Origin of the sequence: Paenibacillus massiliensis 2301065 = DSM 16942 (genome assembly GCF_000377505.1) — a bacterium.
GTDB lineage: Bacteria > Bacillota > Bacilli > Paenibacillales > Paenibacillaceae > Paenibacillus > Paenibacillus massiliensis.
On record NZ_KB898194.1, the window covers coordinates 36044 to 60340 of the forward strand.

Annotated in this window: 21 protein-coding genes and 1 other RNA gene; 19 read left to right on the forward strand and 3 right to left on the reverse strand. The window is 48.9% G+C overall.

Annotation, left to right across the window (positions count from 1 at the left end; translation table 11 throughout):
* The first annotated feature begins 27 nt into the window (after positions 1-27).
* The 9 genes from D328_RS0119600 (at position 28) to rnpB (ending at position 9711) form a co-directional block, all read left to right on the forward strand.
* Positions 28-207 (forward strand): hypothetical protein, encoded by a 180-nt coding sequence (locus tag D328_RS0119600; RefSeq protein WP_018886738.1) that lies wholly within the window; start codon positions 28-30, stop codon positions 205-207.
* Positions 208-293: 86 nt separating this feature from the next.
* A complete protein-coding gene (glyQ, locus tag D328_RS0119605; RefSeq protein WP_018886739.1) occupies positions 294-1181 on the forward strand; it encodes a glycine--tRNA ligase subunit alpha in 888 nt (295 codons plus the stop codon).
* Entirely contained in the window at positions 1174-3249 is a 2076-nt protein-coding gene (glyS, locus tag D328_RS0119610) for a glycine--tRNA ligase subunit beta (protein ID WP_018886740.1), read from the forward strand. Before glyQ ends, glyS begins: the two co-directional genes overlap by 8 nt.
* A 204-nt stretch (positions 3250-3453) precedes the next feature.
* The gene (locus tag D328_RS0119615) at positions 3454-3963 is read left to right on the forward strand and encodes a YaiI/YqxD family protein (RefSeq protein WP_051091172.1); all 510 of its coding nucleotides are present in this window, start codon (positions 3454-3456) and stop codon (positions 3961-3963) included.
* 41 nt (positions 3964-4004) lie between these two features.
* Complete coding sequence (gene dnaG / locus D328_RS0119620; protein ID WP_025679310.1) at positions 4005-5825, forward strand: DNA primase; 1821 nt, start codon at positions 4005-4007, stop codon at positions 5823-5825.
* 40 nt (positions 5826-5865) lie between these two features.
* Entirely contained in the window at positions 5866-6999 is a 1134-nt protein-coding gene (gene rpoD / locus D328_RS0119625; RefSeq protein WP_018886743.1) for an RNA polymerase sigma factor RpoD, read from the forward strand.
* Between the two features lie 347 nt (positions 7000-7346).
* Positions 7347-8108 (forward strand): tRNA (adenine(22)-N(1))-methyltransferase, encoded by a 762-nt coding sequence (locus D328_RS0119630; RefSeq protein WP_018886744.1) that lies wholly within the window; start codon positions 7347-7349, stop codon positions 8106-8108.
* The gene (locus D328_RS0119635; RefSeq protein WP_018886745.1) at positions 8084-9199 is read left to right on the forward strand and encodes a Nif3-like dinuclear metal center hexameric protein; all 1116 of its coding nucleotides are present in this window, start codon (positions 8084-8086) and stop codon (positions 9197-9199) included. The genes D328_RS0119630 and D328_RS0119635 overlap by 25 nt, the downstream gene beginning before the upstream one ends.
* Positions 9200-9306: 107 nt before the next feature.
* Positions 9307-9711: RNase P RNA component class A (gene rnpB, locus D328_RS30395), an RNA gene on the forward strand.
* A 207-nt stretch (positions 9712-9918) separates the two neighbouring features.
* On the opposite strand, the gene D328_RS0119640 is transcribed toward rnpB, so the two are convergent.
* Positions 9919-11127 (reverse strand): aminotransferase-like domain-containing protein, encoded by a 1209-nt coding sequence (locus D328_RS0119640; protein ID WP_018886746.1) that lies wholly within the window; start codon positions 11125-11127, stop codon positions 9919-9921.
* 193 nt (positions 11128-11320) lie between these two features.
* On the opposite strand from D328_RS0119640, the gene pdxR reads away from it, so the two are divergent.
* On the forward strand, positions 11321-12796 hold the full coding sequence (pdxR, locus tag D328_RS0119645) for a MocR-like pyridoxine biosynthesis transcription factor PdxR (RefSeq protein ID WP_018886747.1): 1476 nt from the start codon (positions 11321-11323) through the stop codon (positions 12794-12796).
* A 136-nt stretch (positions 12797-12932) separates the two neighbouring features.
* Here the strand turns inward: pdxR and D328_RS0119650 are convergent, their stop codons facing one another.
* Positions 12933-14825, reverse strand: a complete 1893-nt coding sequence (locus D328_RS0119650) for a S8 family peptidase (protein WP_018886748.1) — start codon at positions 14823-14825, stop codon at positions 12933-12935.
* 231 nt (positions 14826-15056) lie between these two features.
* Here D328_RS0119650 and D328_RS0119655 point away from each other — a divergent pair, with 231 nt between their 5' ends.
* The 6 genes from D328_RS0119655 to thiI all read left to right on the forward strand — a co-directional run bounded on the left by D328_RS0119655 (position 15057) and on the right by thiI (position 19800).
* Positions 15057-15557, forward strand: a complete 501-nt coding sequence (locus D328_RS0119655) for a YpuI family protein (RefSeq protein WP_018886749.1) — start codon at positions 15057-15059, stop codon at positions 15555-15557.
* A gap of 211 nt (positions 15558-15768) precedes the next feature.
* On the forward strand, positions 15769-15993 hold the full coding sequence (locus D328_RS0119660) for a DUF1540 domain-containing protein (RefSeq protein ID WP_018886750.1): 225 nt from the start codon (positions 15769-15771) through the stop codon (positions 15991-15993).
* Positions 15994-16044: 51 nt separating this feature from the next.
* Positions 16045-16419: a hypothetical protein gene (locus tag D328_RS0119665; protein WP_018886751.1), complete on the forward strand. Its 375-nt coding sequence runs from the start codon at positions 16045-16047 to the stop codon at positions 16417-16419.
* A gap of 159 nt (positions 16420-16578) precedes the next feature.
* On the forward strand, positions 16579-17262 hold the full coding sequence (locus tag D328_RS0119670) for a lytic transglycosylase domain-containing protein (RefSeq protein ID WP_018886752.1): 684 nt from the start codon (positions 16579-16581) through the stop codon (positions 17260-17262).
* Positions 17263-17422: 160 nt separating this feature from the next.
* A complete protein-coding gene (locus D328_RS0119675; protein ID WP_018886753.1) occupies positions 17423-18577 on the forward strand; it encodes a cysteine desulfurase family protein in 1155 nt (384 codons plus the stop codon).
* Positions 18574-19800, forward strand: coding sequence for a tRNA uracil 4-sulfurtransferase ThiI (gene thiI, locus D328_RS0119680; RefSeq protein WP_026281279.1), 1227 nt, complete (start codon positions 18574-18576; stop codon positions 19798-19800). Before D328_RS0119675 ends, thiI begins: the two co-directional genes overlap by 4 nt.
* 189 nt (positions 19801-19989) lie before the next feature.
* Here the strand turns inward: thiI and D328_RS0119685 are convergent, their stop codons facing one another.
* A complete protein-coding gene (locus D328_RS0119685; RefSeq protein WP_051091174.1) occupies positions 19990-20652 on the reverse strand; it encodes a TerC family protein in 663 nt (220 codons plus the stop codon).
* Between the two features lie 177 nt (positions 20653-20829).
* On the opposite strand from D328_RS0119685, the gene D328_RS0119690 reads away from it, so the two are divergent.
* From D328_RS0119690 to typA, 3 genes are all read left to right on the forward strand, one after another.
* Positions 20830-21498, forward strand: coding sequence for a TerC family protein (locus D328_RS0119690; RefSeq protein WP_018886756.1), 669 nt, complete (start codon positions 20830-20832; stop codon positions 21496-21498).
* A 229-nt stretch (positions 21499-21727) separates the two neighbouring features.
* Positions 21728-22219, forward strand: a complete 492-nt coding sequence (locus D328_RS0119695; RefSeq protein ID WP_018886757.1) for a hypothetical protein — start codon at positions 21728-21730, stop codon at positions 22217-22219.
* 198 nt (positions 22220-22417) lie between these two features.
* Positions 22418-24259, forward strand: coding sequence for a translational GTPase TypA (typA, locus tag D328_RS0119700; protein ID WP_018886758.1), 1842 nt, complete (start codon positions 22418-22420; stop codon positions 24257-24259).
* The last annotated feature ends 38 nt before the right edge of the window (positions 24260-24297 follow it).

Here is a 24297-nt window from a genome sequence, read left to right on the forward strand (position 1 = left end):
ATGCTATGATCGAGAGGGTAGCAGAATGTGGCTTCTTATAGCGAGTCGGGGATGGTGAAAGCCCGGTGGGAGCAAGCTGTGATGGGCACTCGGGAGCGTGGATTTAACAATAACACCGAAAAGCGGATTGTCAGTAAGTGGACTGATAATCAAGTAGGGTGGAACCGCGGGAGCAATGCTCTCGTCCCTACGTCTGTGCAGACGTAGAGGGGCGGGGGCTTTTTCATGTCCGGCTTGCCATAGATGTCGTCTGTACATAAGGAAATACAATATACAGAAGAGAGGCGTGTACTATGAATTTTCAGCAGATGATCTTGACGCTCCAGGATTTCTGGGCAGCTGAGAACTGCATTATCGTTCAACCCTATGATACCGAGAAGGGTGCAGGCACGATGAACCCAATGACATTCCTTCGTTCGTTGGGACCGGAGCCATGGAAGGTGGCCTATGTGGAGCCTTCACGTCGCCCGTCAGACGGTCGTTATGGCGAGAATCCGAACCGCTTGTACCAGCATCATCAATTCCAGGTCATTATCAAGCCTTCACCGGATAACATTCAGGAGATGTATCTGGAGAGTCTGAAGCGCCTTGGAATTGATCCGCTGAAGCACGATATTCGATTTGTTGAGGACAACTGGGAGAATCCGTCGCTGGGCTGTGCTGGTCTTGGCTGGGAAGTATGGCTCGATGGGATGGAGATTACGCAGTTCACGTATTTCCAGCAGGTAGGGGGTATTGAGACAAGCCCAGTATCTGTAGAGATTACGTACGGTATGGAGCGTCTGGCTTCTTATATTCAAGAAAAAGAGAATGTATTCGAGCTAGAGTGGGTGGAAGGCGTAACTTATGGTGATGTATTCCATCAGCCTGAGTATGAGCATTCCAAATATACGTTCGAAGTATCTGATGTGAAGATGCTATTCACCCTGTTCAATATGTATGAGGAAGAAGCAAACAAGGCTATGGCACAGCATCTGGTGTTCCCGGCTTATGATTACGTACTGAAGTGCTCACATACCTTCAATCTGCTGGATGCCCGCGGAGCAATCAGCGTTACAGAGCGTACGGGCTACATTACACGTGTCCGTAATCTGGCACGGCAAATTGCCGCTACCTACATGGAGGAACGCGAGAAGCTGGGATTCCCGTTGTTGAAGAAAGGGGATGTAGAGCATGTCTAAGGATATTCTGTTTGAAATTGGTCTGGAGGAAGTACCTGCCCGCTTCCTGCCTGCAGCAACAGAGCAGCTGAAGGATCGCATGCTGCAATGGCTACAGGAATCTCGTCTGGAGCATGGTACCCTAGAGACATACGCTACTCCGCGCCGTCTGGCTGTGCTGGTGCATGATGTTGCCGAGAAGCAAGAAGACATTGAAGAAGAAGTCAAAGGACCTTCCCGAAAGATTGCGCTGGATGATCAGGGCAACTGGAGTAAAGCGGCGCTCGGGTTTGCCCGCAGTCAGGGAGTAGACCCGGAGCAGTTCACCTTTAAAGAGTTGAGCGGCGTAGAGTATATCTATGCGACCAAGAGCAGCAAGGGTGTTCACACTACCAAAATTCTTGCAGATGGACTGCGTCATATTGTGCAATCCATGACTTTCCCAAAATTCATGCGCTGGGCCAACTACGACTTCAAGTTCGTACGACCGATCCGCTGGATGGTGGCATTGTTCGGAGAGCAAGTGGTTCCTTTTGAGATTGCAGGTGTAACGGCTGGAAATGTAACGCGCGGACATCGTTTTCTGGGCACGGAAGTAACACTATCTGAGCCATCCGCTTATACAAAGGCGCTGAGTGCGCAGCATGTTGTAGCTGACGTTGATGTGCGCAAGAAAATGATCGTGGACCAGATCGAGGCGCTGGCCAAAGAGAAATCCTGGAATATCTCCATCAAAGAGGACCTGCTAGAGGAAGTGCTGTACCTGGTTGAGACACCGACCGTGCTATTTGGCACATTCGATCCGGCTTTCCTCAACATCCCGCGTGAGGTACTGATTACTTCCATGCGTGAACATCAGCGTTATTTCCCGGTATTTGATCAGCAAGGGGAGTTGCTTCCTTATTTTGTTACGGTACGTAATGGTGGAAACGAGTCACTTGATGTCATCGCTAAAGGGAATGAGAAAGTGCTTCGTGCCCGTCTCTCCGATGCCAAATTCTTCTATGAAGAAGATCAGAAGCTAGCTATCAAGGATGCGCTGTCCAAGCTTGAGAGCATTGTATTCCACGAGGAGCTTGGTACTGTCGGAGATAAGGTGCGCCGCGTTCGCAAGATTGCTGATACGTTGGCACAGAGCTTGAATGTGTCCTCCAATGACGCGGAATCCGTAAGCCGTACAGCTGATATTTGCAAATTCGACCTGGTCACTCAAATGGTCTATGAATTTCCTGAGCTGCAAGGCGTTATGGGACAGGATTATGCACTTAAGGCTGGCGAGAAGGCGGATGTTGCAAAAGGCATTTTCGAGCATTACCAACCAAGATTTGCTGGAGATGCGGTTCCAACAACAATGGCTGGCGCAATCGTCAGCATTGCAGACAAGATCGATACGATCACAGGTTGCTTCTCGCTCGGGATCATTCCTACAGGCTCACAGGACCCGTATGCATTGCGTCGTCAGGCTGCCGGGATTGTTCAGATTATTCTGAACTGTGAACTGGCTCTGAAGCTGAGCGATCTGTTCGAGGTAGCGTTGAACGTACATGTGGATTTCGGGCATATGAAACGCAGTAGCGATGAAATTCGTAAAGATCTCATGGATTTCTTTGGTATGCGTGTGAAAAAGCTGCTCTCCGAGACACTGCGTTACGACGTCGTGGATGCTGTGATCGCGGCTGGCTTCGACCAGATCGCGTCGGTCGTTGCTCGTGGACAAGCACTGATGTCTGCAGTTCAAGAGCAGGAGGACTTCAAGATTACTGTTGAGTCCTTCAATCGCTTGGCCAATCTTGCTGCCAAAGCATCACGCACGACGATCCAGCCTGAGCTGCTGACAGAGCAACAAGAGAAGGATCTATACGAAGTATGGGGCAAGCTGCATGTGCCTTATACGGCTGCGCTGGAAGTGCATGATGCAAGCAAGGCAATCTCGCTCGCAGCTGAGCTTACTCCAGCCGTTACTTCCTTCTTCGATGCTGTTATGGTCATGGCAGAGGATCAGGATATACGCGAGAATCGACTTGCACTACTGGCATCCATTCATGGAGACCTCAAGCAATTTGCAGATTTCTCCAAGTTAGTGTGGTAAGCCGTGTGTAATTGAAGAATTACTGGGTATAGATATAAGATACGGAACGATTGCGCATCATATAATGCAGCCGTTCCGTATTTTAAGATGATAGAATGTATAATTTGTCAATGTAGCTGAACCATTCGATCATTGCTAGACCACTTCAACTTGCGGTAGGTCTTCTGTGAAAGCATGTCGATAGTCGTTTTTCTTATGAAATTAATGCATCGTGTGACTTCATGTCTTAGAGGGGTGACGAGCTGCGTGAATCATAACACCCGAATCGTCGTTGACGGAGATGCTTGCCCGGTTAAGGCAGAGATTATATCCACGGCACGACATTATAATATTGAGGTCATCATGGTGTCTTCATATGATCATGTTCTGCAGGGTGGAGTTGGGGTGAGCATTGTCACGGTAGATCGTAGTGATCAAAGCGCGGATCTGTACATTGCCAACCATATCCACGAGGGGGATATGGTTATAACCAATGATTATGGTCTGGCAGCACTGGCTTTGGCTAAGCGCTGCTATGCTTTATCCTTTCGCGGAACATCCTATGAGAATGAGACCATTGAATTTATGCTGGATCGTCGTCATACGTCTGCTAAGGAACGGAAGCAAGGCCGTTTTGGCAAAGGCCCGCGACCATTCACTGTGGAGGACCGAAAGGCTTTTCAACATAAATTGACAAAACTTTTACAACTCTTGCAGGAGAATGAACAGGAATAGCGAATAATAATTTAGGTGCTATAGAGATGAAGGTGGTTGGAATGAGTGCCGGACATGGCAGTATACCGGAGCAGATTATTGAGGCGGTATTGCAGCAGCATGATATCGTAGATACGGTAAGCAAGTACGTGCATTTAACCAAGCAGGGGAAATACATGAAAGGTCTGTGCCCGTTTCATTCGGAGAAGACCCCTTCGTTCACGGTGACGCCTGATCGCCAAATTTTCTACTGTTATGGCTGTGGTATGGGAGGCAATGCCATCAAATTTACGATGGAAATCGAAGGACTATCCTTTCCCGAAGCGGTCAGATCCATGGCAGAGGAAAGTCATATCCCCCTGGGGGATTGGCAGGGGCGTGATACGTCACACCAACATCCTGAGGTAGAAAGACTATTGCAGGCTTATGAATTGACTGCGAAGCTGTACCATTTCTTATTGAAGAATACCGAACATGGCAAGGCGGCTATGGACTATCTTCGTTCAAGAGGCTTTACGGACAAGATCATTGATCAATTCCAGATAGGATATGCCCCCAACCGATGGGATACTGTAGTCCAGTTTCTTGAGAAGAGATCCTTTGATCTGGCGGAGATGGAAAGAGGAGGCCTGGTGTCTGCCCGTCATGAAGGAGATGGGTATGTTGATCGCTTTCGGGATCGTGTCATGTTCCCGATCTGGAACCGCAACGGCAAGACGGTTGCTTTTGCCGGACGGATTATGGGGGAGGGACAGCCGAAATATCTCAACTCACCCGAGAGTCGATTGTTTAACAAAAGCCGAACCCTTTACAATCTGCATCAAGCCAAGCCTGCTATCCGCAAGATGAGTCAGGCGGTACTATTCGAGGGCTACGGTGATGTGATTGCAGCTTGGGAGGCAGGTGTTCATCAGGGCACCGCGGCTATGGGCACAGCACTTACCGAACATCATGCTTTGATGCTAAAGGGTCTGTGTGAAGAGGTTATTTTGTGCTATGATGGAGATTCGGCTGGACAAGCAGCTGCCTTGAAGAACTTTCCGATCCTAGAGGAAGTCGGTTTGCGGGTGAAGGTGGCCCTGCTGAGTGATGGGTTGGACCCGGATGATTTCATCAGACGTTATGGAAGTGATCGCTTTAAGCGTCAGATTATTGATGGGGCCGTGTCAACCGTCAAATTTAAGCTTATATATCTGAAAAAAAACCATATACTCCTAGAAGAAGAGGGAAGAATCGCTTATTCCAAGGAGGCACTTCAGGTTATCGCCCCGTTATCTTCGCCTACGGAACGCGAGGTATACCTGCGAGAGGTGTCTGCTGAAGTGAATGTCGATTATGAGACTCTTAAGCAGGAGTGCAATTTGCTGAGGCAATCTCTGCAAAAAAAACAGTTGCCTGGGGATAATAACGCCAAAAGGTGGAATAATGGTAGGCATAAAAAAGCCCAAATACCAACCCCTCAAGTACTCCCTGCTTATCATGCAGCTGAGCGAAGATTGCTGTCCTGGATGATTCAGGATGCTGATGCCGCCCTGTATGTAGAAGAGAATCTGGGAGATGCTTTCAATATCGATGATTATGCAGCTATTGCTGCTTATCTGTATGCATATTATGCACAAGGTAAACCCCCTGACCCAAGCAGGTTCATGTCCTCGCTTCAAGATGATCGTCTGGAGAAGGCTGTAAGCTCGATTACGATGATGGACACACCAGGTCATTGGGAGCCATCCATGCTGGATGATTGTATCCGGGAGGTCAGGAAATATCCGCTGCAGCAGCAGTTGAATGAGAAAAGAGAGCAGATGATCGCCGCAGAGCGTTCTGGTGATTTTTTGCTGGCAGCACAAATAGCAAGTGATATTATAGCCCTAGAGAGACAATAAGGAGTAGGCCGGATGTTTCTAGGGAGGAGGGAGTCGAATTATGGCGAATGATCAACATACTGAACTAGAAACGGAACTAACGTTGGATCAGGTAAAGGATCAGCTAATTGAATTAGGTAAAAAGAGATCTTCCTTGAACTACAAGGATATCATGGAAAAATTATCGCCATTTGATCAAGACCCCGAACAGATGGATGAATTCTATGAGCAGCTAGGTGATATGGGGATTGATGTCGTGAATGACAACGACGAAGACATCGCCAGAATGCGTCCAAGTGATGATCCAGATTCCAATGATAATGATGACTTCAACTTTGATGATGATCTGAGCTTGCCTCCAGGTATCAAAATCAACGACCCTGTTCGTATGTACTTGAAGGAGATTGGACGCGTACCGCTCTTGTCAGCTGATGATGAGATCGAGCTTGCCAAACGAATCGAGAACGGGGATGAAGAAGCGAAGCGCAGGCTGGCTGAAGCCAATCTACGTCTCGTGGTCAGTATCGCCAAGCGTTATGTAGGACGTGGAATGCTCTTCCTTGATCTTATTCAGGAAGGTAACATGGGTCTGATCAAGGCTGTTGAGAAGTTCGATCATGGCAAAGGTTTCAAATTCAGTACGTATGCTACCTGGTGGATTCGTCAGGCCATTACCCGTGCTATTGCAGACCAAGCAAGAACGATTCGTATCCCTGTTCATATGGTGGAGACGATCAACAAGCTCATTCGTGTCTCTCGGCAGCTCTTGCAGGAGTTGGGGCGTGAACCGACACCTGAAGAAGTCGCAGCTGAGATGGAATTGAGTGTTGAGAAAGTACGAGAAATTATGAAAATCGCACAAGAGCCTGTATCGTTGGAGACACCGATTGGTGAGGAAGACGATTCCCATCTTGGAGACTTCATAGAGGATCAGGAGGCGCTTGCTCCTGCGGATGCTGCAGCCTATGAATTGCTCAAGGAGCAGCTGGAGGATGTGCTGGACACGTTGACGGAGCGTGAAGAGAATGTATTGCGTCTTCGTTTCGGATTGGATGACGGACGTACACGGACCCTGGAGGAAGTAGGCAAGGTGTTCGGCGTTACTCGTGAACGGATCCGCCAGATTGAAGCCAAAGCCCTTCGCAAGCTTCGCCATCCTAGCCGGAGTAAACGGCTTAAGGATTTTCTGGAATAGAGAACGTTGCGGACCTTCTGCGGGCTAGACTGCAGAGGGTCTTTTTTTCGGGCTATGGACGTGTGGCAGAAGCGGTTTCTTTTGTGAGAAAAAAATCTATCGACGTACTTTCACAGAAGCCAGACCGCCTTTAGTTGAAATATTTCTTGCGATAATCGAATTGTTCAGCTTCGCTGAAAGTAATAATTCTATTATCTAAAGAAATCCCTTGCTCTGCTTCGACTGTGTTTTTATTTTATCTTTTTTTTACAGGTATTGCAAATGATTGGGACCCCGAAAGGCAAGAATTAATAAACAAGAAGATGAGAATCAGTCAATAGTACATTCTAGAAGATGTAGGTGAACGGATGAAACTCTCGGATCGATTGCAGTATATTATGGAGCAAATACCACCACATTCCCGTATGGCAGATATCGGCTCGGATCATGCTCTGCTGCCGGTGGCTGCCGTACGGAGTGGTAGGGTAGTGAGCGCGGTGGCTGGTGAGGTCAATGCTGGCCCGCTTCAGGCAGCACGCAAGCAGGTGCTGGATGCAGGCCTCGGTAACCGTATAGATGTCAGGCAGGGAGATGGCTTGGCTGTGCTGCAGCTGGATGAAGTGGATGTTATTACAATCGCAGGCATGGGTGGTGCACTGATCGCGAATATCCTCGATAGTGGTAAGGAGAAGCTGGCAGGCGTTCAACGACTGGTTCTGCAGCCGAATGTAGGTGAGGATATTCTGCGCAAATGGCTCATTCGCCATAACTGGATTTTGGTGAATGAGCACATTTTGGAGGAAGACGGTAAAGTGTACGAAATCCTCACTGCGGTACCTGGCACCTCAATTAGCACAACACATTCTGACTTGTACAAGCCTTTCACGCTCGCTGGCTGCTCTGTTCGGGTAGATGAGGACCTCATGATTCGCATGGGGCCACTTCTGCTGCATAAGGTGAATGAGGTATTCATTCGCAAATGGCAGGGAGAGATTGCCAAGCTTCAGCATGTGACACAGCAATTGGAGCTCGCGGGCCAGGAAGCGGCTCAGGAGAAGAAGGAGCAGCTGCGATTATTGATTCAACAATTAGAGGAGGTGCTGGCATGTTTGCCAAGGGACAAACCGTAATCGGCCTCGTGGAGCAATTGGCTCCCAAATATCTGGCGGTTCCTGATGACCGGATTGGTCTTCAACTGGGCAGTCTGCAAAAAGAGATCAAGCGTGTACTGGTTGCGTTAGATGTCAATGATGAGGTTGTAGAGGAGGCTATCCGCGTTCAAGCGGACCTGATCGTTGCCCATCATGCGATTATTTTCAGACCACTCAAGTCGTTGAATACCGATCAGCCAGTCGGAAAGCTGTACGAGAAATTAATAAAGCATGACATTGCAGTCTATATCACCCATACCAATCTGGATGCGGCTGAGGGCGGAATCAATGATTGGATGGCTGAGGCTGTTGGCATTGAGAGTAGCTCTGCGCTGGAGGCTACGTATACCGAGCAGTTGTATAAATTGGTAGTATTCGTGCCCAAGACGCACCACCAGCAGGTGCTGGATGCTGTACTCAATGCAGGAGCCGGACATATTGGGAAGTATAGTCATTGTAGCTTCAATGTGGAAGGTACAGGCACATTCCTGCCTGGAGAGGGCACTAGTCCAGTTATCGGTCAGGTAGGCCGTGTGGAAAAGGTAGATGAGGTTCGGGTGGAGACCATTGTGCCAGCTCAAGCACGTAGTAAAGTCTTGCAAGCGATGATCAAGGCCCACCCTTATGAGGAAGTGGCATATGACCTGTATCATGTAGAGCTTCAGGGTAAAGCCTTTGGTCTGGGACGAGTCGGCAAGCTGAAGCAGAGCATGACGCTTCGTGAATATGTGGATGTAGTCAAACAGGGACTTGATGTAAATCAGGTTCGTGTGGTCGGTGATCTGGACAGGACGATCAAGAAGGCGGCTGTTCTTGGAGGCTCTGGCAGTCGTTATGTGGGCAAGGCGCAGTTCAAGGGAGCCGATGTCATTGTCACAGGAGATATTGATTACCATACGGCTCATGATGCACTCATGGCAGGAATGACTATTATCGATCCAGGACATAACACGGAGAAAATTATGAAGTCCAAGCTGGCAGAGTGGCTAGGAGAGAAGCTATCTGGTCAGCGCTATGAGACGGAGGTACTTGCATCGGAGATCAATACAGAGCCTTTTGTCTTTATGTAGCTCTCTGTTATCCCTTGATGTAAATACTGCTGGAATATCCAACAGAATTACTGTAACAGGACTTGTAACGAGGGGTGAATCCTTGTATACTATGTAATGTTGTACGGAAAGTTTGACAGACAATCGCTGGCGGCGGCAGCCGCGAGAGGAAAGTCCGGGCTCCACAGGGCAGGATGCTGGATAACGTCCAGTCGGCGCGAGTCGAAGGATAGTGCCACAGAAATGGACCGCCGATGGCCGCTTCATGGCGGCACAGGCAAGGATGGAACCGAGGTGTAAGAGACCCCGAGGAATGCTGGTGACTTCATTCCTGGTAAACCCCATCTGGAGCAAGACCTAATGGGACACAGCTTCTTCACGGAAGCAGCCTTAGCCCGAGGTGTGTCTGGGTTGGTCGCTGGAGCTGTTCAGTAATGGATGGCCTAGATAGATGATTGTCGCTTTATAGTGGAAGGGTAGTTCCCGTTAGGACCACAACGAGCACAGAACCCGGCTTACGGAAGACTTTCCTAACTGCAACCTTGCACGCTCTACGTGCTTTCATGAGAGATACTTCATACTGTATCTTTAATAGCCAAAAGCTTAAGAACCTTCGAACTTCGCAGCCGCTGAAGTCTGAAGGTTCTTTTTGGTATCTTGAAGCTTTTTGGTATCTTGAAGCTATGTGGTGTCCTGATGTTTTTAATTCTGCCGTAGTCGGTTGACTTCACATGCGCTGTTTAGGATTGCAGTACTTCTGCCGCAGCATATTGACGAAGCGCTCGGTCTAGTCTTTCGACTGCCTCAGGGAGCAATCCTGGGTCTGTATGGGTGAAATTCACGCGGATTCGGTTCGTGCCTGATCCATCGGGATAGAATACTTGTCCTGGTACAAAGGCCACTCCCGCCTCCACTGCATGACGCAGCAGGACATCAGATTGAATGTGCTCAGGGAGCTGCACCCACATGAACATCCCGCCTTGTGGCTCAACCCAGTTAATTCCCTCCCACTGACGAGACTTGATAAGGTCCGTAAGCTTAAGCAGACGCTTGTAGTACTCCGCGGATACCGTGGCTATGTGAGCCTTGAGATCAAAGGAAGCGAGCAGCTCGGACAGAGCGCGTTGGTCGATCAGACTGGAATGCAGATCAGCGGCTTGCTTGGCTTTGGCAATGACTTTGATAATCTCAAGATCACCAACGACCCAGCCAGAGCGCAGCGCCGGAGCCACCATCTTCGAGAAAGTGCTAGTATATAGCACATTACCTGACCCACCGTACTGCTGATCTAGCGCATACAGCGAAGGGTACTTTTGCTGATGGAAATTCAGTTTGCCGTATGGATCATCCTCTACGATCAGCACCCCATGCTTACGGCATAGCTCTACCACACTGGCTCGACGCTCAATACTCCACACCTGCCCGGAGGGATTGGAGAACGTTGGAATGACATAGATAAATTTTGGACGATGACGGATAATTTTCGCTTCAAGATCGTCAGGAAGCATTCCATCCTTGTCGGTATCTACCATGGTCGGACAGGCACGATAGGACTGAAATACCTGTAAGGCCGCCAAATAGGTCGGGGATTCCACTAAAATGTGGTCACCAGGATCAAGCAGAATTTTGGCAATCAGATCAATCGACTGTTGTGATCCGGTAGTCATGATGATCTGGTCCGCCTGAGCTTCAATTCCATCCTCGCTCATTTGACTCGCAAGCTGCTCGCGCAGACGCGTTAATCCTTCTGTTAGTCCATATTGCAGTGCAGCTCCGCCATGTTCGAACACTTTTGCGTAAGCTTCACGAAGCGCATCTACTGGGAAAAAGGACTCCGCTGGTAGTCCGCCAGCCAGTGATAGAATATCCTTCCCTTGCGTCAGCTTCAAGATGTCCCTTACAGCGGATGAGCCCAAGTTGTTGGCCAAAGCCGAAAATCTGTCCTTCACTGCTTTCATCTCCTATGGTTCCTATAACAGACAGCTATTCTATGCCGTGGTATACTACGCTCAAACCACATCAATTTTCGGCATACCCGCTCTGTATAGATTAAATTTGTAGTATCATACATGGAAAGTGGTATAACAGTAAAGCTAACAGTATAACAGTAAAGCTAACAGTATTCAGCTGGAGGAGAGATTCATGCATATTGAGCTTAACCGATCAGGTACATCAGTCAAGCTGTTCAAGCAAATTGCAGGCACGATCGCAGATCGCATCCGCTCGGGTCTGCTTGCGCCGGGTACACGCTTGCCCTCTGTCCGTCAGCTGTCTGCCAGCCTTGCTGTCAGTCAGGTGACCATCAGCAGGGCCTACGCTGAGCTGGAGTCAGGGCATCTGATCACCTGCAGTCAGGGAAAAGGCTGCTTTGTAGCAGCCTCAGCACCAGCAACCCCTGCTAAGGAGGAAGCAGACCAGACCTGGCAAATGACACTCGTTGATTATTTGCCCCGAGCACAGCTGTGGCGTAATTTCAATCATCAGCTTCATTCTCGCTATCCGTTCCATTTGGCGGCGCTTCATCCTTCGCTGTTGCCTGTACGGGATATTGTCGATAACGCCTACAAACATCTGTCGGACAATCCGGAGTTGATGGCTCATTATGGTGCCTTCGAGGGAGATCTCGAATTACGGGCTCAGTTTGCAGAAATTTTGCGGCAAAAGGGGATACAGGTGTCGGCAGATCAAGTGCTGATTACGAGCGGAGCGCAGCAAGGCATTGACCTGGTAGCACGAACATTTGTCGGGCCAGGGGATGTCGTCTATGTCGAGGCTCCAACGTATACGGGGGCTATTGATGTATTTACCAGTCGGGGCGCAAAAATTATCATGGTTCCTATGGATGAGCAGGGCATGAAGCTGGATATGCTGACACGTCTATGTGACCAGCATCCGCCCAAGCTGATCTACACGAATCCAACGTTCCATAATCCGACAGGTCTGAATCTGAGTCTGGCTCGTCGCAAGCAGCTGCTGGAGCTGGCTGCAAGCTATCATTGTCTGATCGTGGAGGATGATCCGTTCTCCGAGCTATACTTTGACTCTCCACCTCCACCTCCCATTAAGTCTTTTGATCAGGGGGGACATGTGGTCTACATTAAGAGCTTTAGCAAAATCCTCGCTCCAGGCTGCCGTATCGCCTGTATGGCGGCCCAAGGCAGTGTATTGTCACGACTCATTGCTGCGAAATCTACAGCCGATCTGGGCAGCCCGCTACTTACGCAAAAAGCGCTCTTGCCGTTCCTGACGAAGCAATGGGGCAACCATGTCTCGAATCTGAGGAAACTATTAAGCCGACGCCTACAGATTGCAGTCGCAGTTCTGGCTGCTCACGCTCCGCGACGTATTAGCTGGGTCACTCCCAAGGGAGGACTGAACCTCTGGATCAAGCTACCTGATGATACGGACCTTGGAAGGCTCAGTCGTGAGGCTGACAAGCGAGGAATTTCTTTTTTGCCAGGTGAGGTATGCTACGCTGGAGGGACGGGAATGAAGGAAATTCGGATATCTTATTCGTTTGCGGGCGAAGAGGAGCTGAAGGAGGGGCTGAAGCTGCTTTGCGAGCTACTGAATGAAGATCAACAGCCGCTTCCTCCCGAACAAATGCATGTGCTGTAGAAGATCTAGATAAATGATTAATGGATAAATGATAAGATAAACAAAAGGTGTGCAGTCCGCTATGTTAGTCATAAGCGATACTGCACACCTTTTGTGTACGTGTCATCCCTCTAATTACCTTCTATGTGCAGGTCTTCTAATAACGTCTCCGCAGGATGGCATTCAGCTTGTCCCGGAGCTGCTGTGGCCAGAATTGCAGTGCACTGCTCTTGGACTCTGCGGCTACAAGTGCTTTATAGACATCAATCTGTCCATAGCCAAAATATTTGTCATGCCCCGGCTCACCAAGATCAATGACATTCTGCCTCATCACATCCATGACCTCATGATTCTTAAGCTTAGGGTTGTGAGAGCGGATGAGCGCAGCCAATGCAGCTACATGAGGGCTAGCCATGGATGTCCCTGACAAGGCGGCGTATTGATTACCTGGATAGGTGCTGGCAATGCTTGCGCCAGGAGCCATGACATCGACATAATCGCCATAATTGGAGAAGGATGCACGCTCCTGATTGGCATCGGTAGCAGATACCGCAAATACTTCAGGATACGCCGCAGGATAGCCGGGCCGCTCCGTATTATCATTGCCTGTGGCGGCAATCAGCACAATGTCCTTGTCGTACGCGTATTTAACTGCATCATGCAGGAACTCGGAGTCGACATAATTGCCGAGGCTCATATTAATGACCTTTGCACCGTGATCTGCAGCCCAGATGATGCCTTCGGCGACCGAATAGGTCGTCCCGGAGCCAGATTGGTCAAGTGCTTTTACAGGGAGTACTTTATTGTACCAGGTCATTCCCGCCACACCTTCATTGTTGTTCACGAGAGCAGATATGATTCCTGCTACATGCGTACCATGTCCGACATCATCATATGGCTTCTGAGCGGAGTCAACGACATTATAGCCTTCCAGCAGTTGCCCTTGAAGATCTGGATGATCCAGATCCACACCGGTGTCTACTACCCCTACAATCACGTCCTTGCTGCCTCGCGACAGGTTCCACCCTTTGTTTGTCTCTGTGGCTGGCAGGTTCCATTGATATTCAGAAAAGAGCAGATCATTAGGAAAACCTGGGCGCTCGGTTACAGTTTCGTTCGTCATATAGAGGTAATGCGGCTCGGTGTACAGAGGGTCCCAGTTCACTGTGAAATAATGCTTTAATTCCTTGTAGTTATGGTGCTTGGATTTGAAGACATAATTGTTGCCCAGCTTGCGCCCCTTGTCACAGTTCAGCGCGGTCATAATCTTTTGCATATGTTCCTCGGTTGGGTCGGAGCGGAAGCGAACGACGATTTCATTTTCGTAAAAATGGCTCGCATTTGCATTATCGTGTCCTGTCTTGACGGTCATATTTTTCATCGTGTTGGGAAGAACAGACTCAACTTTGTACTCGCCCTCCTTGGGATATGGAATCATGCGCAGATTGTTGCGCTGATGATCCCTGACCTTGGCAAGAATTTTGTGGTCCATGACAGCTATGACTCCATGTGTGTGATCCCGATCTGGAACGGCCATAATGTAATAGTTCTTGTCGCCTGCAGCAAAGGTTGTTGATTCGTAGGTTCGGCCCTGGTGTAGTGCTTTCTTGGCAGCACTTAGTGCTTCTCTTGCTTCCTTACTGCTCGTTAGAGAGCTCAGCTTCCCACTGGATTCCGTGATATGGGATTCCTTGCCATGACGCAGATCCATCCAGATCAGGGTATGAAAATGATCATGTGTCTTGCGCAGCTTGCCAGCAACATCACGCATGTGCTTCGTGTTATGATCGTGTCTGGAGTTCAGTAGCTCCTTGAGATGGGCTTTGGTATCCTGTCGTGACAGTTGCTCGGTTGCTTGCAGATCCTGGCTTAGCGTCATTCTTTTCAGCTTCTGCTCCTGCTGAGGGCTTGCGGACAGCCCTGTAGCTTGCGGCTTTGCAGGTGTAGCGTGACGCTCCTTTGGACTCGTGTTCAAGGTGGTAATCAGTGCCGCACATATAGCGGCTGCCGCAGCGATTCCTGCCACTTTTCCCCATGTGGAACGGGCCATATGCAATGCCTCCTGTGCTTGAGTTATTTAGCTTTGCTTTAGCGTGGATTGGTTTGTAGTTTTTTATACCGTTTGTCCCTGATTTGTGGTAGGATTAGAACTGATTATAAGCAAGGCCTACAGAGCAAATTAAATGAATTAGGTTTGGCCATAGGTGTTAACGGGTAACCATTGAGTGGTAGCTAATGTATTGAATGCAATTAAGGAACTGATCAAAGGGGAGCTGTATCTATGTCAGCAGTCAATGTTCAAAAATTATGTGAGTCCTCTCAGGAGAAGCTTAAAACGGCAATTGCGCGTCTGGAATTATTCTTGAACGATAATGCGCTTCCGCAGCTGACTGTGAATCAGGACGAGGAAACAATTCATTATTACAAAGGGTTCTTGTCGGATCTCAGACATCTGCTCGTGTACTCTGAAGTGTCCTATGAGAAGCTGGGAGTCGTGCTTCGCCGCGCTAATTTTGATGTCGATTTTGCTGAGAAGGCTTTATATAATGTTTATCACGACTGTGTAAACAGCTTTTTCTATCCCAAGAATGAGACGTATGCAGAGGATGGAAGATATGCCTATACAGGGCAGGATGCCATTCGTTTCCGCAAAAAGCCGCTTGAAGAGGTGCGTTCCGTTGTAATGGACGTTACTAAGGTGTATGAAGAGCTTCGTGATGACCTGTCTTATTATGAAAGTGACTATTTGACTCAGCGTCGCATGCAGACTCGTCGCGCTTAGGACAACACTTGAAGCAAATGAATAAATTTGCATTATTGCCAAGAGACGCATATAAATAAATCCAATCATATATTGCATGAAAAAAGGACGTACAGCTCTCTGAGCATGTGCGTCTTTTTTGTGTTGTGTGTCGCTCTCCATCAACTGGCATACTGCAAGCAGGATAGCAGAGGAAAAGGGGGGGATACTTATTGATGAGGTGATCCTACAAATGAATCATGAAGCTCGCCCAACCGTACGCTGTAGTGTGTCGAACTGTAATTATTGGGGACAAGACAATGTTTGTAATGCCGAAGCGATCTTGATCAACATCGACGAGTATGCCAAGAGCAGACTCAAGGAAGAGTATGCAAGTGAAAGCTTTGGCACAGAACAGGAAGGTCATGCGGAGACTTCCGCAGCAACCTGCTGTCACACATTCAAGCCTAGAAAGTAATGCTGTTCCTGATCTAGCAGTAGCGGTCTAATTGCTGAGGAGGTGCTTGAAATGGAGTTCAAAGGAAAAAATTGTGATGATCCCAAGCCTGTGGAGCATACACACAAGCATGAGGACCGAAAACGAGTAGATTATCCTCGTATGGATCATCAAGAGGAGTATGCAGCAGAGGTAGCCCCGGTGTCTTCCAACAGAGTGTCAGATACCACGGATAGAACTTCTGATGCAGGACGAGTATCGGGTTATATTGGAGTTGCTCTGGGGATTCTTGCGATGTTCATGTGGTCCGTCATCCTGGGCCCTGTCGCAGTAATTCTGGGGTTCTATGCTTACTCGCAAGGACGCAAGGTGTCAGGTGGCTGGTCCATTGGCCTTGGTGTGTTAGCCACGATTGGTTATTTTGCTTTTCTTCCATTCATAAGGTAGTAATAACTCATTAGCTGTTGTAGAAAATTGGCGTGAGAGGCTCCGAAAGTTCATTTAATGAGCTTTCGAGCCTCTTTTTTCGACAAATACTTATGGCAGAGCTTAGTAAAACGGTGTATGATAGGCTATAATGCCATATAGAAAGTTGGGACAAGGGACATGCAAATAGACCCTCACGTGACGAAGACATTGTTGGAATCACAATATAACAATACTTCTACGGCTAATTCGGTATCTGACACCAGTACGGATTTCTCCAATATCCTTGCCGCTGCTGCAGCGCAGTCTTCGGAAGGTACGATTCAAGGAGATGTCACGGAAGAAGATGGCCTGCTTTGGCTTCATATTGGCCCATCCAAGGGAGCTTCAGCCTACAATCCTTTGTTATTCCAAGCTACTGGTGCAGAGGAAGGCGAGACGAAGCCAACTGCTTATGATGCGCTGATCTCCGATGCCAGTCGTAAATATGGAGTTGCAGAATCACTGATTAAGGCAGTCATTGATACAGAGTCCTCCTTTAACCCGTACGCTGTGTCATCGGCAGGGGCCAAGGGACTAATGCAATTGATGGATGCTACGGCACAGGGATTAGGCGTTAGCAATTCCTTCGATCCAGCGGAGAACATAGATGCAGGTACCAGGTACTTGTCTTATCAGCTCAAGCGCTTCAATGGGCAGGAGCAAATGGCTCTGGCTGCTTACAATGCAGGACCAACCCGGGTTAACCGCTTGGGAGTGTCCACAGATGCGGAACTGATGAGCGTGCTCGGTCAATTGCCACTAGAGACTCAGAAATACATTTCCAAGATACAGGATGCTCGTAGCAAGTATCTTCTTGGCTAATAATAGGGTGAATTCAATATCTGCCAGTATCTGACTAGGTAGAGCACAAGTAATCAGCCAAAGGATCAATATGGGGATATTTTCGCGCGGATACACTCCGTTGCCTGATTTCTCCTGTTGGTCTATTTGTGTTGGTTGGCGTAGAGAGGAGACAAAGCCTTTGCTTTATTTTGATCATGCAGCCTCGACACCTCCTGATGCATCAGTAATTCAGACCATTACGGAGGTCATGCTGCAGCAGTTCGGGAACCCGTCCTCCATCCATCAATATGGAGATCAAGCCCATAAATTGCTACAGCGGTCACGAGAGGTGTGCGCGCGTGCGCTTGGTGTAAAGCCTGAAGAAGTATTGTTCACCTCGGGAGCAACGGAGAGTAACAATATGGCCATTAAAGGAGCAGCACGGAGACATGCATCCCGGGGACGTCATATCCTCACATCTGCGACGGAGCATCCATCGGTATACGAAGCGTGTCTTCAACTGCAAAGCGAAGGATTCGAGGTCGAGGTGCTTGGTGTAGATAGTCAGGGGCATATTTCTCCAGAACAAGTACTGAATGCGGTCCGCAAGGATACCATACTCGTGAGCATTATGCAGGTGAATAATGAGACTGGCCGCGTAAACCCGGTAGAAGCGATCGGAGCGCTGTTAAAATCACATTTTCCCAGAGTACTATTCCATGTGGATGGTGTTCAAGCCTTCGGAAAGCTACCTGTGCAGCTTGGAAACAGCGGTATCGACTTATACAGCATATCCGCTCACAAGCTTCGTGGGCCAAAGGGAGCTGGGCTGTTGTACGTTCGTGAAGGAGTTCTGCTTACTCCATTGATCTCGGGAGGTGGGCAGGAACGTGGCTTGCGCGGCGGGACGGAGAATATTCCTTTAATTGTAGGTATGGCCAAGGCTGTTCGACTAGCGGGTGAAAGACAGGAAAGCTTTGCCAAGCGATGCTCAGACTACCGAGACCGGATTACGCAGTTGCTGGAGGGTATCCAGGGCATACACATCAACAGCGGGCAGGAAGCACCACATATCGTTCATTTCTCACATGAGCATATGAAGGCCGAGGTTATGCTGCACATGCTGGAGGAGCTTGGTGTGCTCGTGTCAACCAGATCAGCGTGTTCTTCACGTGCCACGGAGCCTAGTCGTGTGCTTCTGGCAATGGGACGAAGCGAGCAGCTTGCGTCGCAAGGCATTCGCATCAGCTTCGGGGAGGAGCATACGGAATCTGATATCGGAGAGCTGATTACAGCACTGAAGCAGATGTCGGAGAGAGTGAAGGGATGGGAAGGGTGGAACAAAAGAAGATGAATTATGATCTATTATTACTCAGATTCGGGGAATTCACATTAAAGGGAAAGAACAGAGCTCGTTTTGAGAAGGCTGTGCTGAAGCATGTCAGAGCATTGCTGCAGGCTTTTCCGCAGGCTGTCATCCAACGTGAATTCGGACGTCTCTATATCGTACTGAATGGTGAATCTGGAGAAGAGATGATCAAGGTGCTGCAAAAGGTATTCGGCATTACGTCGATCAGTCCGGTCAAGCTTGCGAAGCTTGACGTGGAGGATATTGCAAGCAAGGCCGTTGCACTTATGCAGGAGCTAAATCTGCCTGAAGAAGCCACCTTCAAGGTGAATGCTCGGCGCGTGTGGAAGGAGTTCCCTCATTCCTCTCATGAGCTTAACCACCTGATAGGTGCCCCGGTGCTTCGGTCTTGTCCAGGACTAAAGGTGAATGTCAGAGAGCCGGATGTAGAGCTTCGTCTTGAGGTGCGTGAGCAAGGAGCTTACCTGTTCTGTGAAGTCATCCCTGCGGCTGGTGGATATCCACTGGGAACGAACGGCAAGGCCATGCTGCTCTTGTCCGGCGGGATTGACAGTCCGGTAGCAGCATGGTCTGCTATGCGTCGTGGTCTGGAGGTGGAGTGTGTTCACTTTTACAGCTATCCTTATACAAGCGAGCGAGCCAAGGAAAAAGTCATTGATCTGGCCAAGGTGCTGTCAGGCTATGCCGGACACATCCGTCTGCATCTGGTACCATTTACAGAGGTGCAGACGGCATTCACGCAGACACGTCAGGAAAATCTGGTCATAACGCTGATGCGGAGAGCCATGCTGCGTATTGCTACTCGCTTGGCTGAGAAGGAAGGGGCTCTCGCCCTCGTAACTGGGGATAGCCTCGGACAAGTGGCAAGTCAGACGCTGCAGAGCATGAATGTTATTGGACGTGCGACGAATTTGCCGCTTTTGCGCCCCTTAGTGATGATGGACAAAAATGATATCATTGATAAAGCCAAAGATATTGGCACCTATGATTTGTCCATCTTGCCGTATGAGGATTGCTGCACATTGTTCATACCCAAATCTCCGGCAACGAACCCCAATCTGTGGGTGGTTGAGAAGATCGAAGCAAGCCTGCGGGAGCTACCAACCCTCATCGAGGAGGCTGTCGCCAAGACGGAAACGATCACACTGGAGGCAGGCAAAGATGTGAGAGGTCTGGATGACCAGGCCATCAACGAGGATTGGTTCTAGTACTTGACCAGAGCAAGTATGGGAGTGTAGAGCTGTTGAAAGTAGGAGTCCTGTCGAGTATGCTCTTCAGATCATTCATTTTGAGTGAATGCAAATAAGGCCGATAGCTCGCTATGCGAAACTTTCGGCCTTTTAGTTATACTTTCCGAATAAAACACCCATCTGTCCGAGGAGAGACTCCTAGTCTGCTCAAGAAAAGGAGCTGTTGTGCTGTCGTAATCGAAGTCTACGATTGCGCAAGTAGCCCGTAACGAGAATACCAACGACGATTAGTATGATGAACAGGTTCTGCCATACCGGGTGACCTGCGAACATAAAGGCGAGTCCTTGCTCCTGTGTAATCATATGCGCTGCAGTATATCCAAGTACGGTAGCTCCTAGATAGATAATCCAAGAGAATTTCTCGATCAGTCTGATAAAGAGGGTACTGCCCCATACGACGATGGGAACGCTAATCATGAGACCAAGCACTACAAGAATTAAATGCTGCTGCGCCGCTCCAGCAACAGCAATGACGTTGTCCAGTCCCATTGCGGCGTCAGCCACAACAATCGTCCGAACGGCTTGCCACAGTGTGGTACCTGCCTGTATATCCGCATGCTCCTCCTGATCATGCAACAGCTTGGTAGCGATCCAGATTAGCATGGCTCCACCCACGAGCAGCAACCACGGAATTTGCAAAAGCCATAGCACCACGATGGTGGCTAGAATTCGAATAAGTACAGCACCTGTTGTTCCGTAAATAATCGCTTTCTTCTGGCTATCTGCAGGAAGCTTGCGAGCAGCGAGCCCGATTACGATAGCGTTATCTCCAGCTAGTAACAGATCAATAAATACGACGTTTAGTAGCATAGCTAAAAACTGTAGCCAGGATAGCTCCACTTCATTCACTCCTTGATCTACTTTTTTAAAACCCTAATAAACCTATTTAATGCCTATTAAATGGACCAATTATAGTCCTCTACGTGTACCCAGTCAAGCATAGCTTGGCCCCCTTCCGCATAGAGCTAGGATGGGAGGGATTATACAATGGAGCATATACTGCTACTTGCCAAAATACTCATGATCAATTTAGTACTTAGCGGAGATAATGCCGTCGTCATTGCGATGGCAAGTAAGAACCTGCCAGCCGGGCAGCGTCGACAGGCCATCTGGTGGGGATCCATGGGGGCCGTGCTGCTACGCTGTATACTTACCTTTGCAGCCGTGCTGCTGCTAGGAATCCCTTATATTCAGGCTGCAGGCGGGCTACTATTGCTCTGGATCTCGTTCAAGCTGCTGTTTGATGATGGCGATGCCGAACAGGTGCGTGAGGCGGCGACCATCGGAAAAGCAATTCAGATTATTCTAGCAGCTGACTTTGTGATGAGCCTTGATAATGTGCTGGCTATTGCTGCGGTTGCCCGTGGAGACCTCTCCATAATAGTTATCGGGATTGCCCTCAGTATCCCAATTGTTGTATGGGGCAGTACCCTGATTGCGGATCTGCTACATCGCTATCCAGCGCTCGTCATGGCCGGCTCAGCCATCCTTGCCTATACATCCGGCGAGATGATACTTCAGGATCCCAAGTTGGGCTCCTGGCTCTCGCAGCTTGCCTACGCGTCCCATCCACTTTTACCGTTGGTGCTGGCATGCCTGCTAGTATTTGTAGGTATATATTACCAATACCGTAAAAGAACAGGCATGACCTCATAATAGTCTAATGATTCTGAGTGAAATTATTCATGAGCAGATCGTACGTCGAACCGGAGCCCTGGCAGGGGATAGCACGTTAACATAAAACCGCAGAAAATGGCTATGAAGAAAAAAGCCGGATGAAGTAGTTTTTTCGGAGAACATCAGCTAAACTAATCATAACAACACAGTTAGGGAGCGCTTTGTCGCTATCCATTTCCCAGTGAATCTCACAAAAGAAGGTGAAAATATGAATTCCGGAAAAGAACGCTTGATCGGTATAGCCATCGTCGCTGCAGGGCTTATTATTTTGCTTGGCAAGCTGGGGGTGTTCGCATTTCTTGGACAGGCATTTTGGCCTTTGCTCATTCTGGCTCCAGGAATCGTGCTGCACATTCTCTACATGTCCCGACTTCTGCCTGCTTACACACTCATACCAGCCGGGATTCTGACCGTCTACGGGGTTTTGTTCTTTCTCTGCAACACCTGGGGCTGGGGTCTGATGACATACCTATGGCCGTTTTTGTTGCTTGGTGTTGCGGTCGGGCTGCTGGAGTATGCTGTCTCTGAGGTTCAACGTCCTCGTCTGGCCTTTGCTCTTGGCATATGGAGCGGGGTTCTGTCCATCATTTTCTTGATTTTTACGCTGCTGCAGACGAGTATCAGCTACATTTTGGCGGTGTTACTGATCGCGGGTGGTCTGTGGCTTATCCTTCGCCGAGGGGGCAAACGGATCTGGTAAACGAGGGCTGGTAATTGAAAACTCTTGATTTATCCTTAAATTCAACTATAATATAAGGGATATTGTGCAGCGTCGGAGTGTTTCCCCGGCGCTTGTTTTGTGAGTGAATGGTTCCGGGTCTGCACAGTCGTGCAAAATCCGCAGCATATAGAGATATATAGACCATTATTTGACATAGGAAAGGATAATGAACAAACCATGCATGCAAGAGAGAATCTTCGCAACATTGCGATCATTGCCCACGTCGATCACGGAAAAACGACGCTCGTCGACAAGCTGCTTCAACAATCCGGAACATTTCGCGAGCACGAAGCGGTACAGGAAAGAGCCATGGATTCCAATGATCTCGAACGGGAGCGCGGAATTACAATTTTGGCGAAGAACACAGCCATTACGTATAAAGATTATCTGATTAACATTGTTGACACCCCGGGACACGCCGACTTTGGTGGCGAAGTGGAACGGATTATGAAGATGGTTGACGGCGTACTACTCGTAGTTGATGCTTATGAAGGCTGTATGCCACAGACGAAGTTCGTATTGCGCAAAGCGCTTGAGCAGAATCTGACACCAATCGTAGTTGTGAACAAAATTGACCGTCCTGCCGCTCGTCCGGCAGAGGTAATTGATGAAGTACTGGATCTGTTCATCGAGCTCGGTGCCAATGATGATCAGTTGGAATTCCCTGTCGTCTATGCTTCCGCATTGAACGGGACATCCAGTACGGACCCTGAGAAGCAGGATGAGAACATGCAGGCTCTCTATGAGATGATCGTAGATCATATCCCGGCTCCAACAGAGAAGGTTGATGAGCCTCTGCAATTTCTGGTTACTCTGATGGATTATAATGAATACCTTGGCCGTATTGCCATTGGTCGTGTGAACCGTGGCGTTATCCGTCAGGGACAACCGGTTGCAGTCATGATGCGTGACGGTAGCAAGAAATCCGCACGGATCGAGAAGCTGTTCGGCTTCCAGGGATTGAAGCGTATCGAGACTGAAGAAGCTGGCGCTGGAGATATCGTAGCGATTGCTGGAATTAAGGATATCAATATCGGTGAGACGATTGCTGATCCGAATCAACCAGAGGCACTGCCTGTACTCAAGATTGATGAGCCTACGCTGCAGATGACATTCCTGGTGAACAACAGTCCATTTGCTGGACGCGAAGGTAAATGGGTTACTTCCCGTAAGCTGCGTGATCGTCTGCTGAAAGAGCTGGAGACTGATGTGAGCTTGCGTGTTGACGAGACGGATAGCCCAGATGCCTTTATCGTATCCGGACGTGGTGAGCTTCACTTGGGTATTCTTATTGAGAATATGCGTCGTGAAGGCTATGAACTGCAAGTGTCCAAGCCTGAAGTTATCATTAAGGAAATCGACGGCAAGAAGATGGAGCCGATCGAGCGCCTCTTGATTGATATTCCGGAAGAAAGCATGGGATCTGTCATGGAAAGCCTGGGTATGCGTAAGGCGGAGATGGTGAACATGATCAATAATGGTAGCGGCCAGGTACGTCTGGAGTTCCTGATTCCAGCTCGCGGCCTGATTGGTTACAGCACGAACTTCCTGACTTTGACCCGTGGCTACGGTGTAATGAACCATGCATTCGACAGCTATGGACCACTGGTTGGCGGTCAAGTGGGCGGGCGTCATCAAGGCGTACTAGTCTCCACTGAGAATGGGACCTCCACATTCTACGGTATGCTGGGAGTAGAGGACCGCGGTATTCTGTTCCTTGAGCCAGGTACTGAGATCTATGAAGGTATGATTGTTGGTGAGCATACTCGTGATAACGACATTGTCGTGAATATCTGCAAAGAAAAGCAGCTGACGAACGTGAGATCCGCTACCAAGGATGATACGGTTAAGTTGAAAACACCACGTATCTTCTCACTGGAGCAGGCACTTGAATATCTGAATGATGACGAATATTGTGAGATTACTCCACAATCCATCCGTCTGCGTAAGAAAATTCTCAACAAGAGTGAGCGTGAGCGTGCCGAGAAGCAACGTAAAATGGCACAAGCGAATTCATAATAGCACAGATCGGCAATTTGGCCAGAGAGAGCATCTGT

Excerpts from the sequence above, each read along its gene's own strand:
- glyQ (WP_018886739.1), top strand. The coding sequence starts at position 294 with ATGAATTTTCAGCAGATGATCTTGACGCTCCAGGATTTCTGGGCAGCT.
- glyS (WP_018886740.1), top strand. The coding sequence starts at position 1,174 with ATGTCTAAGGATATTCTGTTTGAAATTGGTCTGGAGGAAGTACCTGCC.
- D328_RS0119615 (WP_051091172.1), top strand. The coding sequence starts at position 3,454 with ATGCATCGTGTGACTTCATGTCTTAGAGGGGTGACGAGCTGCGTGAAT.
- dnaG (WP_025679310.1), top strand. The coding sequence starts at position 4,005 with ATGAGTGCCGGACATGGCAGTATACCGGAGCAGATTATTGAGGCGGTA.
- rpoD (WP_018886743.1), top strand. The coding sequence starts at position 5,866 with ATGGCGAATGATCAACATACTGAACTAGAAACGGAACTAACGTTGGAT.
- D328_RS0119630 (WP_018886744.1), top strand. The coding sequence starts at position 7,347 with ATGAAACTCTCGGATCGATTGCAGTATATTATGGAGCAAATACCACCA.
- D328_RS0119635 (WP_018886745.1), top strand. The coding sequence starts at position 8,084 with ATGTTTGCCAAGGGACAAACCGTAATCGGCCTCGTGGAGCAATTGGCT.
- pdxR (WP_018886747.1), top strand. The coding sequence starts at position 11,321 with ATGCATATTGAGCTTAACCGATCAGGTACATCAGTCAAGCTGTTCAAG.
- D328_RS0119650 (WP_018886748.1), bottom strand. The coding sequence starts at position 14,825 with ATGGCCCGTTCCACATGGGGAAAAGTGGCAGGAATCGCTGCGGCAGCC.
- D328_RS0119655 (WP_018886749.1), top strand. The coding sequence starts at position 15,057 with ATGTCAGCAGTCAATGTTCAAAAATTATGTGAGTCCTCTCAGGAGAAG.
- D328_RS0119660 (WP_018886750.1), top strand. The coding sequence starts at position 15,769 with ATGAATCATGAAGCTCGCCCAACCGTACGCTGTAGTGTGTCGAACTGT.
- D328_RS0119665 (WP_018886751.1), top strand. The coding sequence starts at position 16,045 with ATGGAGTTCAAAGGAAAAAATTGTGATGATCCCAAGCCTGTGGAGCAT.
- D328_RS0119670 (WP_018886752.1), top strand. The coding sequence starts at position 16,579 with ATGCAAATAGACCCTCACGTGACGAAGACATTGTTGGAATCACAATAT.
- thiI (WP_026281279.1), top strand. The coding sequence starts at position 18,574 with ATGAATTATGATCTATTATTACTCAGATTCGGGGAATTCACATTAAAG.
- D328_RS0119685 (WP_051091174.1), bottom strand. The coding sequence starts at position 20,652 with ATGCTACTAAACGTCGTATTTATTGATCTGTTACTAGCTGGAGATAAC.
- D328_RS0119690 (WP_018886756.1), top strand. The coding sequence starts at position 20,830 with ATGGAGCATATACTGCTACTTGCCAAAATACTCATGATCAATTTAGTA.
- D328_RS0119695 (WP_018886757.1), top strand. The coding sequence starts at position 21,728 with ATGAATTCCGGAAAAGAACGCTTGATCGGTATAGCCATCGTCGCTGCA.
- typA (WP_018886758.1), top strand. The coding sequence starts at position 22,418 with ATGCATGCAAGAGAGAATCTTCGCAACATTGCGATCATTGCCCACGTC.